The sequence below is a fragment of the Jejuibacter sp. L23 genome (genome assembly GCF_050815825.1).
In the GTDB taxonomy this organism is placed as follows: Bacteria; Pseudomonadota; Gammaproteobacteria; order Enterobacterales; family Enterobacteriaceae; genus Jejubacter; species Jejubacter calystegiae.
In genome coordinates this window covers 829,024-844,245 of the sequence record NZ_CP138199.1, presented here as the reverse complement: position 1 = coordinate 844,245, position 15,222 = coordinate 829,024, and the positions used below count along the sequence as shown (strand labels likewise).

Sequence of the window (15,222 nt, the reverse complement as noted above, 5' to 3'; positions counted from 1 at the left end):
CCGCGCTGGCTGTCGCTGTACACCGTTGATAAAACCCGTCGTCATCGGTGTAAATCTGCCTGCACATGCGTAAAGGGCAGGGTATAGTGCAGGATTCGGGTCCCTGAAAGAGTCAGAACATGCTGGAAACTACCCTGCTTATTGCCACTATCGCTACCCTGGGAATGCTCTCTCCCGGGCCGGATTTCTTCCTGGTGATTAAAAACGCGGCCCGCTATACGCGCCCGGCAGCGCTGATGACCTGCGCCGGTGTGATCTGCGGCGTGGCAACCCATATGAGCTACTGTGTCGCCGGGCTGGCAGTGGTTATAACCACTACGCCCTGGCTGTTCGGCCTGCTGAAATACGCCGGAGCGGCTTATCTGGTCTGGGTGGGTCTGCATGCCCTCTTCTCCCGGGGCGGCAGTAAGATGGACGTCAGCCAGTATGGCGCCCGGCAGACCACGCTGAAAAAGGCGTTTCTCCAGGGCTATTTATGCAATCTGCTTAACCCTAAGGCCACGCTCTTTTTCCTTGCGATGTTCACCCAGGTGTTGAGCGTAAATTCCGGTCTCGGGGAGAAGCTGTGGTATGCCGGGGTCATCGTCGGGCTATCGGTTATCTGGTGGCCGCTGCTGGTATTGCTGATTCAGAGCGAACCCGTGCGTAAGGGGCTGGCCAGGGCGCAAAAGATTGTCGACCGACTGCTGGGTGGCGTACTGCTGGCTCTGGGCATTAAAGTCGCCTTAAGTTAATGTCCCTCTCCTTTGAAGAAGAGGGACACGCGCTATGCTTCGGGCTTCACTGCGGGTTCATCCGCCAGCGAGCCGCTGTGGACGCCCTCTTCCGTTCCCTGCCAGCCCAGGCGCTGCCCGGTATTAAGATGGCTGCGATCCTGATTGATGATGTCGGTCAGCATCGCACTTGAACGCTTGTAGACCGCGGCACGGCTAGCGGTATCGCTCTCACCGTTGACCAGTTCTTCCACCATCCGCAGATTAAAGCGCCGAAAGTGGTCCGCCCTCTCCCTGGCCTCATAGCCGCCAAGGCCCAATTGCTCCAGCGCCATACGGCCAGCCCGCAGCGCCCCTTCAAAGGTTTCACGTTCCGGCTGGTCAATACCGACCTGACGCAGGCGAATGTAGTGGTCCACATCGCGCGCCCTGGCGACAATTTTCAGCTGAGGAAAGTGCTCCCTGGCAAGCTCCGTCAGCTGCATATTGACCTGAGGATCGTCAATGGCGTTAATCAACACCTCGGCTTTTTCGGCACCGGCAGACTCCAGCAAATCAAGACGCGTGGCATCGCCGTAAAAGACCTTCATCCCAAACTTACGCAGGGTTTCGATATGATCCGGATCGTGATCCAGCACCACCATCTTCACGCCGCTGGTAAACAGCAAACGCCCGGCTATCTGACCAAAGCGGCCAAATCCGGCGATGATCACCCGGGGCTGCTCTTCGTCGATATCATCGGCTTCCCCCTGCTGTTGAGCGCCGCTCTTCTCCAGCTTCGCCAGTAGCACCAGCAGCAGTGGCGTAATCGCCATCGACAGCGCTACCGCCAGGGTCAGGGATTTCGCCCAGCCGTCGTCCAGCACCTGCGCCATATGCGCCGCGCCAAAGACCACGAAGGCGAACTCACTCCCCTGCCCCAACAGCGCCGCAAAGGTGCGCCACTGACGACGCGGCACCTTCAGCGGCCAGCCGATAACCCAGAGCACCACCCCCTTAATCACCTGAAAGCCCACCAGCAGCACTACCACCCGCAGGGGGTTATCGATCAAGGTACCAAAGTCGATGGACATGCCGACGCCGATAAAAAACAGCCCCAGTAGCAGCCCCTTAAAGGGTTCAATATCGCTTTCCAGCGCATGGCGGTATTCAGAGCTGGCCAGCAGTACCCCGGCCAGGAAAGCCCCCATCGCCATTGACAGCCCCGCCTCTTCCAGTAACAGGCCGAAGCCGAAAACCAGAAACAGCGCCACGGCGCTGAACACTTCGCGCAGACCGGATCGCGCCACAAAGCGCAGCAGCGGGCGGGTGACGTAGCGGCCCAGCAGTATCACCAGCGCCAGCGCCCCCACCACCTTCAGCGCCGACAGGGTAAAAGCCCCAAGCGTAGTGGCAGCGCCGCTGCTGGCCAGCAGCGGAATCATCGCCACCAGCGGAATCGCTGCAATATCCTGGAACAGCAGCAGCGCGAAGGCGCTGCGCCCCATCGGACTCACCGTCAGGTTACGTTCATTCATCGCCTGCATAGCAATAGCGGTGGAAGAGAGCGCCAGGGTCAGGCCAACCAGTGCCGCCACCTGCCAGCGCAGCCCCAGCGCCACGCAGAATCCGCCTAACGCCAGGCCGCAGGCCGCCATTTGCAGGAATCCGCCGCCAAACACCGAGGCGCGTAGTCGCCACAGACGCTGCGGATCCAGCTCCAGACCGATGACGAACAGCATCAACACCACGCCAATCTCGGCAAAGTGCAGGATGGTTTCGGCATCGGTCACCAGCCGTAGCCCCCAGGGCCCGATAATACAACCGGCAATCAGGTAGCCGAGCACGGAGCCTAATCCCAGACGCACCGCAACGGGCACAATCAGTGCGGCGGAGCCAAGATAGATCAGCGCCTGTATCATGCTATGGCTATCCATTATCCACCTCCTGCCAGTCCAGAAGGCGCTGTCGATAGCGCGAAGCGTGCATCTTCATGATCTCGTCTTCACAAATAAAGGCGTCGTGCAGTGAAAACGGTCGTAACCAGTTCAGGCCACAATAGAGCGCGGTCGCCTGTAGCGGCTGCGCCAGAACGTCAAAACCGGGATGGTCGCCCAGGCCAAAGTGGTGCTCGCTCCCCCCGGTGGTCACTGCCCACATCAGGCTCTTGCCATGGAGCGCCTTACCCCCTTCCCCATAGGCCCAGCCGTGAGACAGCACTTTGTCGATCCACAGCTTCATCAATGGCGGGATGCTGTACCACTGCATGGGGTGCTGCCAGATAATTAAATCAGCCTTCGCCAGCGCCGCCTGCTCGGCCCCGATATCGATATTAAAGTCGGGGTATAGATGATAAAGCGTGCGAATTTCCACCCCTGCTAAATCCCGTACCTGCTCCAGCATGCTGCGATTAGCATGGGAGTGCTCAGGATAAGGATGTGCATAAATAATCAGAATCATAAACATCCACTGCCTTGTTATTGTCTTATTCGTTTAGCGCACAGGGAGGCTGCGTAAGAATGGAATGAGGAAGCGTGTCGCCGTCCGTTTGCAGCCAGAGGATCCCTGGCGGGAAACATCCACAGTGAGTGTAGTCAGTTAATTCTTAGCCTGACAGAGGGAAGCGAGAAAATCCTGAAAAATCGGAGTCGGTATGGGGAAAGAAGGAAACCAGAGAAAGAAGAAGATCGGGTACAGGAGCCCCGCGCTCGCTGTACCCGTAACTCTGAAGCGCGTTCAGAGCCGCCACCCCGGACCGTGAAGGTCTTAGTTGTCCAGTTCGTTCATAGACTGAACCTGGTCGCGATTAATCTGTTCGGTTCTGCCGCTTTCGGCATTTTTGTAAGAAACCAGACCGGTATCATCATCCACCTGCGGCTTGCCGTCGGTGACGATGGTTTTACCGTCGGTCGTCTTGATGGACTGATTCGACGAGCATCCGCTTACAAAGAGCAGGGCCACTGCAGCAAGCGTAGAGGTAACAAGGAGTTTGGTACGCATAGTTTTCTCCTGACAATGTGATCGTTTTTCTCTTCCGTCCATACACTATAGCCAAATCATCATCTTCCGACAGGGGCCGGGCGCGAAAAGCAGAGGACTCTTAAGAAAAGTTTCCCCGGTAAATCAATAAAAAACGGCCCCCGCCAGGGCGGAGGCCGTCAGGATGATAACCTGTTGCGGCGCGATTATTTCGCGATCTGCGCGTGCATCTCCTGCACCGAAATAACCTGCTCGGTGGCATCAGCATTCAGCGACATCGAGGTAGCGAAACCGCCGTTCAGGGTGGTGTCGTAATGCACTTTGTACTGCAATGCGCTGCGGCGAATGACCCGTGAATCTTCAATCGCCTGGCGTCCCGCCGTGGTGTTGATGATGTAGCTGTACTCGCCGTTCTTGATGCGATCCTGGATATGCGGGCGACCTTCGTGCACCTTGTTAACCAGGCGCGGATTGATGCCCGCTTCGCCCAGCACGATAGCGGTGCCGTGAGTCGCATCCAGCTCAAAGCCGTGCTTAATCAGTCTGGCCGCCAGATCCACCACCCGCTCTTTATCGCCTTCGCGTACCGAAAGCAGGGCGCGGCCCCCTTTCTGCATCTTGCTCTGGCTGCCCAGCATCGCTTTAGCGAACGCTTCAGCAAAGGAGCGGCCAACCCCCATGACCTCACCGGTGGAGCGCATTTCCGGCCCCAGCAGCGGGTCGACACCCGGGAATTTATTGAACGGCAGCACCACCTCTTTCACCGAGTAGTACGGCGGAATCACCTCTTCGGTGTGGCCCTGGCTTACCAGACTCTGGCCAGCCATGACGCGCGCTGCCACCTTGGCTAACTGAACACCGGTTGCCTTGGAGACGAAAGGCACGGTACGCGCCGCACGCGGGTTCACCTCAATCAGATAAACTTCGTTGTCCTTCACTGCAAACTGGACGTTCATCAGACCGCGCACCTGCAGTTCGAAGGCCAGTTTACGCACCTGGTCGCGCATCACATCCTGAATCTCCTGACTCAGGGTGTAGGCCGGAAGCGAGCAGGCGGAGTCGCCGGAGTGCACGCCAGCCTGTTCGATATGCTCCATAATGCCGCCAATCAGCACCGTGTCACCGTCGCAGATGGCATCGACGTCGACTTCAACCGCGTCGTCCAGGAAGCGGTCCAGCAGGACCGGCGCATCGTTAGAAACGCTGACCGCCGTTTTAAAGTAGCGCTTGAGGTCGGTTTCGTCGTAAACGATTTCCATGGCACGGCCGCCCAGCACGTAAGAGGGGCGGACCACCAGCGGATAGCCAATCTCTTTCGCCTTCTCGACCGCCTGTTCGATAGTGGTCACGGTAGCGTTAGCCGGCTGCTTCAGTTTTAGCCTCTCCACCGCCTGCTGGAAGCGCTCACGGTCTTCCGCACGGTCGATGGCGTCCGGGCTGGTGCCGATAATCGGAACGCCGGCGGCTTCCAGATCGCGGGCCAGTTTCAGCGGCGTCTGGCCGCCATACTGCACGATAACCCCTTTTGGCTGCTCGATGCGGACGATTTCCAGCACGTCTTCCAGCGTTACCGGCTCGAAGTAGAGGCGGTCGGAAGTGTCATAGTCGGTGGAAACCGTCTCCGGGTTACAGTTCACCATAATGGTTTCATAACCATCTTCGCGCAGCGCCAGCGCGGCGTGCACGCAGCAGTAGTCAAATTCGATACCCTGACCGATGCGGTTCGGACCACCGCCCAGCACCATAATCTTGTCACGCTGCGGGTTGGGGCGTGATTCACACTCCTCTTCCCAGGTGGAGTACATGTAGGCAGTGTCGGTCGCGAACTCGGCAGCGCAGGTATCCACGCGCTTATAGACCGGGTGCAGGCCAGACTTCTCGCGCAGTTTACGGATTTCTCCCTCACGCACGCCAGAAAGCGCAGCCAGTCGCGCATCGGAGAAGCCTTTACGCTTCAACTGGCGCAGGAAGGTGGGGTTCAGGCCGGTGATACCGACTTCCGCCACCTGCTCTTCCAGGCGCACCAGCTCTTCAATCTGCACCAGGAACCAGCGGTCGATGTTGGTCAGGTTGAAGACGCCATCCACAGAGAGCCCGGCGCGGAAAGCATCGGCGATGTACCAGATACGCTCGGCACCGGCATCCTTCAGCTCGCGGCGGATTTTGGTCAGCGCTTCCGGGTCGTCCAGGCTGACTTTCGGGTCAAAGCCGGTGGCGCCCACTTCCAGACCGCGCAGCGCTTTCTGCAGCGACTCCTGCTGAGTGCGACCAATCGCCATCACTTCACCCACTGACTTCATCTGAGTGGTCAGGCGGTCGTTGGAACCCGCAAATTTCTCGAAGTTGAAGCGCGGGATCTTGGTGACGACATAGTCGATGGAAGGCTCGAACGACGCCGGGGTACGACCGCCGGTAATGTCGTTCATCAGTTCATCCAGGGTGTAACCCACCGCCAGCTTGGCCGCCACTTTAGCAATCGGGAAGCCGGTAGCTTTCGAAGCCAGCGCCGACGAGCGCGATACGCGCGGGTTCATTTCAATCACGATCAGGCGACCCGTTTTCGGGTTCACCGCAAACTGAACGTTGGAGCCGCCGGTTTCCACGCCGATCTCACGCAGTACCGCCATCGAGGCGTTACGCATGATCTGGTACTCTTTGTCGGTCAGCGTCTGAGCCGGAGCCACGGTGATGGAGTCACCGGTGTGAATCCCCATCGCATCGAAGTTTTCAATTGAGCAGACGATGATGCAGTTGTCGTTGCGGTCGCGCACCACCTCCATCTCATACTCTTTCCAGCCAATCAGCGACTCGTCAATCAGCAGCTCATTGGTCGGAGAGAGATCCAGACCGCGCTCGCAAATCTCTTCAAACTCTTCGCGGTTATACGCGATACCGCCACCGGTACCGCCCATGGTAAAGGAGGGGCGGATAATACAGGGGAATCCGACATCGTCAGCGACGGCCAGCGCTTCTTCCATGGTATGCGCAATGCCGGAGCGGGCAGTTTCAAGGCCGATTTTCTTCATCGCGACATCAAAGCGGCGACGATCTTCCGCCTTATCGATGGCATCCGCAGTAGCGCCGATCATCGCGACACCGAACTCTTCCAGCACCCCCTGGCGCTCCAGTTCCAGCGCGCAGTTAAGGGCGGTCTGACCACCCATAGTGGGCAGAACCGCATCCGGACGCTCTTTTTCGATGATTTTGCGCACCACTTCCCAATGGATCGGCTCGATGTAGGTGGCATCCGCCATATCCGGGTCGGTCATGATGGTGGCCGGGTTGGAGTTCACCAGAATGACCCGGTAGCCCTCTTCACGCAGCGCCTTACAGGCCTGAGCGCCGGAGTAGTCGAATTCACACGCCTGGCCGATAACAATCGGGCCGGCGCCAAGAATCAGGATGCTTTTAATATCGGTACGTTTTGGCATGGCTTTTCTTGCTCCTGATTATTTCGCGCTGTGGCGATGTTGCTCAATAAGCTCAATAAAGTGGTCGAACAGCGGGGCGGCATCGTGCGGGCCGGGGCTCGCTTCAGGGTGTCCCTGGAAGCTGAACGCGGGCTTGTCGGTGCGGTGAATGCCCTGCAGGGTGCCGTCAAACAGCGAACGGTGAGTCGCGCGAAGATGAGCAGGCAGGGTGCTTTCATCAACCGCGAAACCGTGGTTCTGTGCGGTGATCATGACGCAATCCCTGTCCAGGTCCTTCACCGGGTGGTTACCACCGTGGTGACCAAATTTCATCTTCAGGGTGCGGGCGCCGCTGGCCAGGGCCAGCAACTGGTGACCCAGACAGATGCCGAACACCGGAATATCGGTTTCCAGGAAACGGGTAATGGCGTCGATAGCGTAGTCGCAGGGCTCCGGATCGCCAGGGCCGTTGGAAAGGAAGATGCCGTCCGGGTTCATCTTCAGCACCTCTTCCGCCGACGTCTGAGCAGGCACGACTGTCAGTCGGCAACCGCGGTCCACCAGCATGCGCAAGATGTTGCGCTTGGCGCCGTAGTCATAGGCCACCACGTGGTAAGGCAGCGCCTCTTCATTTTGCTCTTCAGGCAGGTCGCCCTGTAGCGTCCAGCTACCCTGGCGCCAGTGACTGATGGCATCGCAGGTGACTTCTTTCGCCAGGTCCATTCCCTTAAGACCCGGGAAAGCCCGTGCCTGCGCCAGCGCGCTGGCGGCATCGGGATTATCACCGGCAATAATACAACCGTTCTGGGCGCCCTTCTCGCTTAGCAGCCGCGTCAGCTTACGGGTATCGATATCGGCAATGGCCACAATGTTGTGGCGCTTCAGATAGCTGGAGAGATCTTCCTGGCTGCGGAAGTTGCTGGCGATAATCGGCAGATCGCGAATAACCAGCCCCTGAGCATGCACCCGGGAAGACTCTTCATCGGCCGGGTTGGTACCGACATTACCGATATGGGGATAAGTAAGAGTGACAATCTGGCGAGAATAGGAAGGATCGGTGAGGATTTCTTGATAACCGGTCATTGAAGTATTGAAAACGACCTCTCCCACGGCCGATCCCAATGCCCCAATGGCCCGACCGTGGAATTGGGTTCCGTCTTCCAGAACCAACAGCGCTGACTTAATCAAAACGTCCTCCAGGGAATAAACAGTCACTTTTACTGCATAGTAATTCATCCTCGGGGGGAGAATCAATGCAGTTACCGCACGACACGGCGAATTTTTGACAAACGGCGGCATTCTAGAGAGAGGCAGGGGGAAAGTCCAGCCTTAAGGCCATCTTTTATTATTATTTTGAGTCACTGATGAGCAAATTGGAGAGTAACAACCAAAAAAAGCAAAAAACCAGGCCAAAAACGGGCCTTTAAGGCGAAGAAAAGTAAAAAAGTATTCTATCACAGCTAAACGAAGTGGACCAAATGGTCAAAATTTACTTACAGAGGAGATACTAGCGTATAAAGACATTATTTTTAATAATCTAAGATAAAAAATACACCAAATATAATAAATAAAAAGGGTGACAATATATCACCCTGACAATCAACACGTTATGATTGCAATTACCACATCACACGGATTACAACTCATCGAGATCCAGCACATCACGCATATCGTAAAGGCCAGTTTTTTTCGTCATTAACCATAAAGCAGAACGAACAGCGCCATTTGCGAATGTCATACGGCTGGAAGCCTTGTGAGTTATCTCAATGCGCTCACCAATATCCGCAAACATCGCCGTATGCTCACCAACAATATCGCCTGCGCGAACCGTGGCGAAACCGATAGTGCCAGGTTCCCGCTCGCCGGTATGGCCTTCGCGAGACCAGACCGCGCACTGCTTCAGATCCTTACCCAGCGCTTCGGCAATAGTTTCCCCCATCGCCAGCGCGGTACCAGACGGAGCATCCACTTTATGGCGGTGGTGAGCTTCGATAATTTCAATGTCGGTGTGATTCCCCATCACCTTTGCGGCTTTTTCCAGCAGCTTCAGCAACACATTCACCCCCACGCTAAAGTTAGCGGCGAAAACCACCGGTATCGTGCTGGCCGCTTCCTGGATGGCCTGCTTTCCGGCATCATCAAAGCCGGTCGTGCCAATCACGATGCCTTTAGCGTGCTGGCGGCAAAAGGCCAGATGGTTCAGCGTTCCTTCCGGGCGGGTAAAATCGATCAGCACATCGAAGTCATTGACCACATCATCCAGAGCGGTGGCAACGGTCACTCCACAGCGCCCTACTCCCGCCAGCTCACCGGCATCGCTTCCTGCAAGCGTTGAGCCAGAACGCTCCAGCGCCGCCCCAAGCATAACCCCTTCTGCCTGCATCGCCGCCTGAATCAACTGGCGGCCCATTCGTCCCCCGGCGCCGGCTATTGCGACGCGAACCTGTGCATCATGCATGGATATTCTCTTTGGTTAACATAAGCTAAATCGTATTCAGAATACTCACCCCGTTAAGGCCTGACCACTGAAAACGCCAGTCATTAAAAAAATATGACAAAGCGCCGGGAATATCAGTAAAAAAAATAAAAACGGGCTTCGGCGTTTATCTCTCCCGAACGGGACGGGTCCCGCAAGAGCCCCTCACCACCAGCGAGGGAGGCAGAATAATGCGCTTCGGCGGCTCATCATTCCCCTGAATCCGGCTGTACAACAACTCCCCGGCCTTACGACCAATCTCCCGGGCAGCCACCGATACCGTGGTGAGCGCAGGCTGTATCAGCGCCGCTTCGCTGATATCATCAAAGCCAACCAGTGCAAAATCGCGACCTGGCTCCCGCCCCGTTTTACGCAACGCCTGCATGACGCCCAACGCGACAATATCCTGATAGCATACGGCTGCGGTAATTTCCGGATAGCGCGACAGCAGCGTTTCCGCCACTCTGGCCCCATCGAGTTGATTCGCCCGGGTCGTCGCAATCCACTCCGGCGTCGGTGAAATACCGTTCTCCAGCAATGTGCTGGTAAACCCGCCAATCCGCTGAGCCCGCGTTCCCGAGCCCAGGCTACCGCCAATAAACGCGATATGCCGGTGCCCCAGATTCAATAGATGCGTCGTCGCCATTTGCGTCCCCAAAAAGTTGTCGGTACCGACAAAATCAAAATCGGGATCGCTCAACGGTCGAACCACCACAATGGTGGGCACATTCCGGTGCTTTAACGCATCAAAGAATAACCGCGGCGTTTCACGCGCAGCGCATAGCACCATGCCACAGGCACTGTTACGCATTAGCGAATCGACAAATTTCTGCTGACGTTCACAGGACTCTTCACTGTTGGCAAGGAACAGCAACAGATCGTGACGTTCCATTTCATGTCCCAGGCCAGCCGTCATTTCACCGTAAAAAGGGTTGGTAATATCATGCAGCAACAGCCCGACCTGATTGCTGGTACGGTTACGCAAATTTGCAGCAGTCTGATTATAAACGTAGCCGGAATCATCCAGCGCCTTAAGCACTCGCTCACGCGTCGCCTGGGAAATACGGCCGCGGTTGCGCAGTACCATAGAAACCGTCGCAGTAGACACCCCTGCCCGTTCTGCGACCTGTGCCAGCGTTACTGTTGTCACTCTTGCTCCTGTTGGTTACTGAGGTTAATCGAATAATCTACAATCACCTTTCAATCGTGACACCCCTCACAAATACATGCCATTCAGCGGCAAAAACTCTCCAAGATGACGGGTTAATCGCGTTAATCATGCTGTCAAAATAAGGTTAATCGATTAATCTTATTATAGCCACATGGAGAAATAAACAATGCCAACGATCTACAATAAATTCCCTGAAGTTGCCATTCAGGGCTATGACACTCAGGCATGGCAGAACTGGGATACGATTAGCGCTGAGCTTAATGCCAGCATTGCAACACGCTCCCGCACGGTGCTGGTTATTGACTGCTATCCGGGGGTGCGGCTTGCGGAGCTGGAGCAGACCCTGCTGCCATCACTGGGTGCCGCGCTGATTATCAATGTCGAATCAGCACGTCATGATAAACAGACATTACACGAGCTGCTGGCGCGTAATCTGACGGACGACCGGGTATTCGGCGTACTCTCCTGCCACCATCTTGATGAGTTCTTTGATGCTGACAAACTCACCGAACTACGTCGGCAGATTGATGCCGTCACGCAAGGCCTGGTGGTAGTCTATGGTTCCGGCGCAGCGCTGACACACCCGGGGGATCTCCTGGTCTATGCCGATTTGCCGCGCTGGGAGATCCAGCAGCGAATGCGCCACGACGGGTTGGGTAACTGGGGCGCAGTCAACCAGGATGAGGATATCCTGCGGCGTTACAAACGCGCCTTTTTTATCGAGTGGCGCATATTCGACAGGCATAAAACCCCGCTGCTCAGACGCAGCGATTACCTGCTTGATACCACCATCAAAAATGCCCCCGCCATGGTCAGCGGAGATGCGCTACGCGCAGCGCTGAAACACACCACTACCCGCCCCTTTCGCGTCGCGCCCTTTTTCGACCCGGGCATCTGGGGCGGCCAGTGGATGAAGCAGCGGTTTAACCTCGATCCCAGCGCGCCCAATTATGCCTGGTGTTTTGATTGCGTACCCGAAGAAAACAGCCTGCTGCTGCGCTTTGGCAAGGTGCGGATCGAAATCCCTTCGCAGGATCTGGTATTACTGTATCCCAGTGCGCTTCTGGGAGAGAAAGTCCACGCCCGGTTCGGAGCCGAATTCCCGATCCGCTTTGACTTTCTGGACACTATCGGCGGCCAGAATTTGAGCCTTCAGGTACATCCGCTCACCGAATATATCCAGCAACAGTTCGGTATGCACTATACCCAGGATGAGAGCTACTACATCCTTGATGCAGAGCCGAATGCCGTTGTTTATCTCGGTACCCAAACCGGGGTGGATCCCCAGGACATGCTGGACTGTCTGAAAGCCGCCAATCAGGGGGAGCAACCCTTTGACGACTCGCGCTTTATTAACCAAATTCCGGCCCGTAAGCACGATCACTTTCTGATCCCGGCAGGCACCGTTCACTGCTCCGGCGCAGGCACGATGGTGCTCGAAATCAGCGCCACCCCCTATATTTTCACCTTCAAGCTGTGGGATTGGGGTCGACTGGGTCTGGATGGCCTGCCCCGCCCCGTCCATCTGGAACACGGCGCGCAGGTTATCGACTGGCAGCGCGACACCCAGTGGGTACACGACCACCTGGTCAACCGTACCGAAACCCTCGGCGAAGGTCCGGGCTGGCGCGAAGAGCGTACCGGGCTACATGAACGTGAATTTATTGAAACCCGTCGCCACTGGTTCAGCGCACCAGTGATCCATCATACCCGGGGCGGCGTCAACGTTCTAAACCTGGTGGAAGGGGCCCAGGCGCTGGTCGATAGCCCTGATGGCGCCTTTGAGCCCTTTGTTGTGCACTACGCCGAAACATTTATTATTCCGGCCGCCGTAGGCAAATATCGTATCTCCCCCTACGGAGCAAGCGCCGGACAGTCACTTGCCACTATTAAAGCCTGGGTGAGGGGGTAGTTATATGATTCATTTTATCGTCGCCACGCATGGTCCGCTGGCCGAAGCCTTACTGACCAGCGGCCAAATGGTCTATGGCGAGCTGCCGCATGTATCCGCGGTCACACTCAGCGAACAGTCCGGAATTGAAGGATTTAAGCAGGATTTCGCCCATGCCCTGGAGACCTGTGGTCAAACCGCCGATGGCATCCTGGTACTGTGCGATATGCAAAGCGGCACCCCATGGAACGTCGCCTGCCAGCATGCTTTCTCCGACGCGGTTCCCCCTATCGCCGTTGTGGCAGGCGTGAATTTTCCCATGCTGCTGCAAAGTGAAGAACTCTGTCAGCTAAAAGACGTCCACCTTGCCGCGACCCAACTGCTGGAGCTCACCCTCCCCACGCTGATTAAAGCGGCTCCGACCACATTCGTTCAGTCAGATGATTTTTAAAGGTACCCGTTATGAGTCTCTCTTTTGTACGTATTGATGACCGCGTCATTCATGGGCAGCTCGTGACTCGCTGGGCTAAAGAGCTCCCCTGTGACGGCATTATCGCTATCGACGACGCCGTGGCGGCCGACCCCCTGCTCTCTTCCGTGATGAAAGGTGCCGTTCCGGATACCCGGGTCTGGTTATTCGATATCGCCACCGCGATCGAAAAATTACCTAAAGTCATTGCCAGTGAAAAACGCTATTTCGTCATTGGGAAATCCCCCGTCACGCTACGGCATATCGAAGAGGCAGGAATCAGCCTGAAGAATGCCAACGGTAAAATCAATGTCGGCCCCATGAGCGCCAGGGCCGATACCATCACGATCGGTCCCAACCAGTCGGTTAATCACCAGGAAATTGCCGCCTTTGACTGGCTGGCGCAGCACGGCCATCACATTGAATTTCGTCTGGTTCCCGATGCTGGTTGCTACAGCTGGCAGGACGCGCGTCAGAAAATAAAATAAGGAGCAGATGATGTTTATCGAAGCTGCGCTGATTGGCGCTCTTTGCTACCTGGGCGCACTCAGCAGCCCCTGGTTACTCGGCCTGACAGGCGGCTGGTATCTGATTACCCGACCGCTGGTTTCAGGAATGCTGGTTGGGTTAATTCTGGGGGATCTCAAAACCGGCATCATGGTCGGGGTCGCGGTACAGGCTGTCTATATAGCCATGGTGACACCCGGTGGCTCTATGCCTGCCGATCTTAACTTTGTCGCCTGGCCGGCGATCGCACTGGGTGTACTGTCAGGCAAAGGACCGGAAGTAGCTGTCGCACTGGCGGCCACTATTGGTATTGCAGGCACTATCCTGTTTAACGCGATGATGGTACTGAACTCCTTCTGGAATCACCGGGCCGACGTGGCGCTCGAACGAGGCGACGAGCGCGGTATTTACCTCAACAGCGCCATCTGGCCACAGGTCACAAACCTTTTCCTGCGTTTTATTCCCACCTTTATTGCGGTCTATTTCGGCGCACAGTATATCAACCATTTTATGGAGAGCCTGCCGGAAGCCGTATTATCCACGATGAATGTTCTGGGCGGCATTCTTCCTGCCGTAGGGATCGCCATCCTGCTCAAACAGATCATTAAAAGCTACACCATGCTGATCTATTTCCTTGTGGGTTTTGTCTGTATCGTTTTTTTAAAACTCAATATGGTCGCGCTGGTGATCGTCGGTTCACTGCTGGCGCTCATTCATTACAACTACAAGCCGGAACCCCCACAAACCACTGGCGCAACCCCCACCGCTAATGATGAGGATGAATTCTGATGGAAGAACGCACACTCACCCGAAAAGATCTGCGCCGCTGCTGGCGGGCGTGGATGATGTATAACCTCTCCTCTATGAGCTTTGAGCGCCTGGCATCATTCGGCTTTTGTCTGAGCATGCTCCCCGTGGCGAAAAAGCTCTATCCGGATCCAGGCCAACGCAGTGAAATGCTGCGTCGTCACGCCTCGTTTTATAATACGGAACCGCAAATGGGTGCGATCGTTAACGGTATGGTGCTGGGGCTGGAAGAGAAAAAAGCCAGCGGCGAACCCATTGACAGCGAAATGATTAATACGTTGAAAGTCGGTCTTATGGGGCCCGTAGCCGGTATCGGCGACTCGATGATTCCTGGAATGCTGATTCCTATTCTGCTAAGTATCGGTATGGCGCTGGCAGCAGGCGGCAGTATTTTAGGTCCTCTGTTTTATATTATCGCCTGGCTGGTTATCGCAATTCCCGGTTCATGGTTTCTGTTTCTTAAAGGTTACAAAATGGGCTCCGGCTCGGTCGAAATGCTGGTCAGTCACCAATCGACCCGGCTGCGCGAGGCGCTATCGCTTCTGGGGATCTTTGTCATGGGCGGTGTGGCGGCCAGTTACGTGAAGCTCGGTTCCGGACTGGAATTCGTTACCAAAGATGGCGTGAACATCCACGTGCAGCAGATGCTGGACGGCATCTTCCCACAGCTACTCCCGCTAATCGTCGTGCTGGGTACCTGGTATCTGATGGCAAAACGCGGTATATCGCCGGTAAAAGCCATGGTGTTACTGCTGATACTGGCGGCGCTCGGTGTCACAGGCGGAATTTTTGCCGGTTAACCGGCATCTTTCATGACGGG

At 56.2% G+C, this 15,222-nt stretch carries 13 protein-coding genes; 6 read left to right on the top strand and 7 right to left on the bottom strand.

The window, feature by feature from the left end:
* Window positions 1-119: 119 nt before the first annotated feature.
* On the top strand, window positions 120-734 hold the full coding sequence (locus SCU88_RS03930) for a LysE family transporter (RefSeq protein WP_138095708.1): 615 nt from the start codon (window positions 120-122) through the stop codon (window positions 732-734).
* Window positions 735-766: 32 nt separating this feature from the next.
* Here the strand turns inward: SCU88_RS03930 and kefC are convergent, their stop codons facing one another.
* From kefC to SCU88_RS03895, 7 genes are all read right to left on the bottom strand, one after another.
* Window positions 767-2,629: a glutathione-regulated potassium-efflux system protein KefC gene (gene kefC / locus SCU88_RS03925; protein ID WP_175340324.1), complete on the bottom strand. Its 1,863-nt coding sequence runs from the start codon at window positions 2,627-2,629 to the stop codon at window positions 767-769.
* On the bottom strand, window positions 2,622-3,152 hold the full coding sequence (kefF, locus tag SCU88_RS03920; protein WP_138095706.1) for a glutathione-regulated potassium-efflux system oxidoreductase KefF: 531 nt from the start codon (window positions 3,150-3,152) through the stop codon (window positions 2,622-2,624). Before kefF ends, kefC begins: the two co-directional genes overlap by 8 nt.
* Window positions 3,153-3,458: 306 nt before the next feature.
* A complete protein-coding gene (locus SCU88_RS03915; protein WP_138095705.1) occupies window positions 3,459-3,692 on the bottom strand; it encodes a YgdI/YgdR family lipoprotein in 234 nt (77 codons plus the stop codon).
* A 185-nt stretch (window positions 3,693-3,877) separates the two neighbouring features.
* The gene (carB, locus tag SCU88_RS03910; protein ID WP_175340325.1) at window positions 3,878-7,102 is read right to left on the bottom strand and encodes a carbamoyl-phosphate synthase large subunit; all 3,225 of its coding nucleotides are present in this window, start codon (window positions 7,100-7,102) and stop codon (window positions 3,878-3,880) included.
* Window positions 7,103-7,120: 18 nt separating this feature from the next.
* A complete protein-coding gene (carA, locus tag SCU88_RS03905) occupies window positions 7,121-8,269 on the bottom strand; it encodes a glutamine-hydrolyzing carbamoyl-phosphate synthase small subunit (protein WP_175340326.1) in 1,149 nt (382 codons plus the stop codon).
* Window positions 8,270-8,717: 448 nt separating this feature from the next.
* Window positions 8,718-9,539 carry a 4-hydroxy-tetrahydrodipicolinate reductase gene (gene dapB / locus SCU88_RS03900; RefSeq protein ID WP_175340327.1) on the bottom strand — a complete coding sequence of 274 codons (822 nt, stop codon included), beginning with the start codon at window positions 9,537-9,539 and terminating at the stop codon, window positions 8,718-8,720.
* A gap of 145 nt (window positions 9,540-9,684) precedes the next feature.
* Complete coding sequence (locus SCU88_RS03895) at window positions 9,685-10,707, bottom strand: substrate-binding domain-containing protein (protein ID WP_175340328.1); 1,023 nt, start codon at window positions 10,705-10,707, stop codon at window positions 9,685-9,687.
* Window positions 10,708-10,894: 187 nt separating this feature from the next.
* Here SCU88_RS03895 and SCU88_RS03890 point away from each other — a divergent pair, with 187 nt between their 5' ends.
* The 5 genes from SCU88_RS03890 to SCU88_RS03870 are packed head-to-tail and all read left to right on the top strand — an operon-like array spanning window position 10,895 to window position 15,202.
* On the top strand, window positions 10,895-12,640 hold the full coding sequence (locus tag SCU88_RS03890) for a class I mannose-6-phosphate isomerase (RefSeq protein ID WP_175340329.1): 1,746 nt from the start codon (window positions 10,895-10,897) through the stop codon (window positions 12,638-12,640).
* Between the two features lie 4 nt (window positions 12,641-12,644).
* Window positions 12,645-13,070, top strand: coding sequence for a PTS fructose transporter subunit IIA (locus SCU88_RS03885; protein ID WP_175340330.1), 426 nt, complete (start codon window positions 12,645-12,647; stop codon window positions 13,068-13,070).
* An 11-nt stretch (window positions 13,071-13,081) separates the two neighbouring features.
* Window positions 13,082-13,576 (top strand): PTS sugar transporter subunit IIB, encoded by a 495-nt coding sequence (locus tag SCU88_RS03880; protein WP_175340331.1) that lies wholly within the window; start codon window positions 13,082-13,084, stop codon window positions 13,574-13,576.
* Window positions 13,577-13,586: 10 nt separating this feature from the next.
* Window positions 13,587-14,384: a PTS sugar transporter subunit IIC gene (locus SCU88_RS03875; protein ID WP_175340434.1), complete on the top strand. Its 798-nt coding sequence runs from the start codon at window positions 13,587-13,589 to the stop codon at window positions 14,382-14,384.
* The gene (locus tag SCU88_RS03870) at window positions 14,384-15,202 is read left to right on the top strand and encodes a PTS system mannose/fructose/sorbose family transporter subunit IID (RefSeq protein WP_175340332.1); all 819 of its coding nucleotides are present in this window, start codon (window positions 14,384-14,386) and stop codon (window positions 15,200-15,202) included. Before SCU88_RS03875 ends, SCU88_RS03870 begins: the two co-directional genes overlap by 1 nt.
* Window positions 15,203-15,222: the final 20 nt, after the last annotated feature.

What these genes read in the sequence shown, in the direction of transcription:
- kefF (WP_138095706.1), bottom strand. Translation starts at nt 3,152, where the DNA reads ATGATTCTGATTATTTATGCACATCCTTATCCTGAGCACTCCCATGCT.
- SCU88_RS03930 (WP_138095708.1), top strand. Translation starts at nt 120, where the DNA reads ATGCTGGAAACTACCCTGCTTATTGCCACTATCGCTACCCTGGGAATG.
- SCU88_RS03885 (WP_175340330.1), top strand. Translation starts at nt 12,645, where the DNA reads ATGATTCATTTTATCGTCGCCACGCATGGTCCGCTGGCCGAAGCCTTA.
- dapB (WP_175340327.1), bottom strand. Translation starts at nt 9,539, where the DNA reads ATGCATGATGCACAGGTTCGCGTCGCAATAGCCGGCGCCGGGGGACGA.
- SCU88_RS03880 (WP_175340331.1), top strand. Translation starts at nt 13,082, where the DNA reads ATGAGTCTCTCTTTTGTACGTATTGATGACCGCGTCATTCATGGGCAG.
- SCU88_RS03875 (WP_175340434.1), top strand. Translation starts at nt 13,587, where the DNA reads ATGTTTATCGAAGCTGCGCTGATTGGCGCTCTTTGCTACCTGGGCGCA.
- carB (WP_175340325.1), bottom strand. Translation starts at nt 7,102, where the DNA reads ATGCCAAAACGTACCGATATTAAAAGCATCCTGATTCTTGGCGCCGGC.
- SCU88_RS03870 (WP_175340332.1), top strand. Translation starts at nt 14,384, where the DNA reads ATGGAAGAACGCACACTCACCCGAAAAGATCTGCGCCGCTGCTGGCGG.
- kefC (WP_175340324.1), bottom strand. Translation starts at nt 2,629, where the DNA reads ATGGATAGCCATAGCATGATACAGGCGCTGATCTATCTTGGCTCCGCC.
- SCU88_RS03915 (WP_138095705.1), bottom strand. Translation starts at nt 3,692, where the DNA reads ATGCGTACCAAACTCCTTGTTACCTCTACGCTTGCTGCAGTGGCCCTG.
- SCU88_RS03890 (WP_175340329.1), top strand. Translation starts at nt 10,895, where the DNA reads ATGCCAACGATCTACAATAAATTCCCTGAAGTTGCCATTCAGGGCTAT.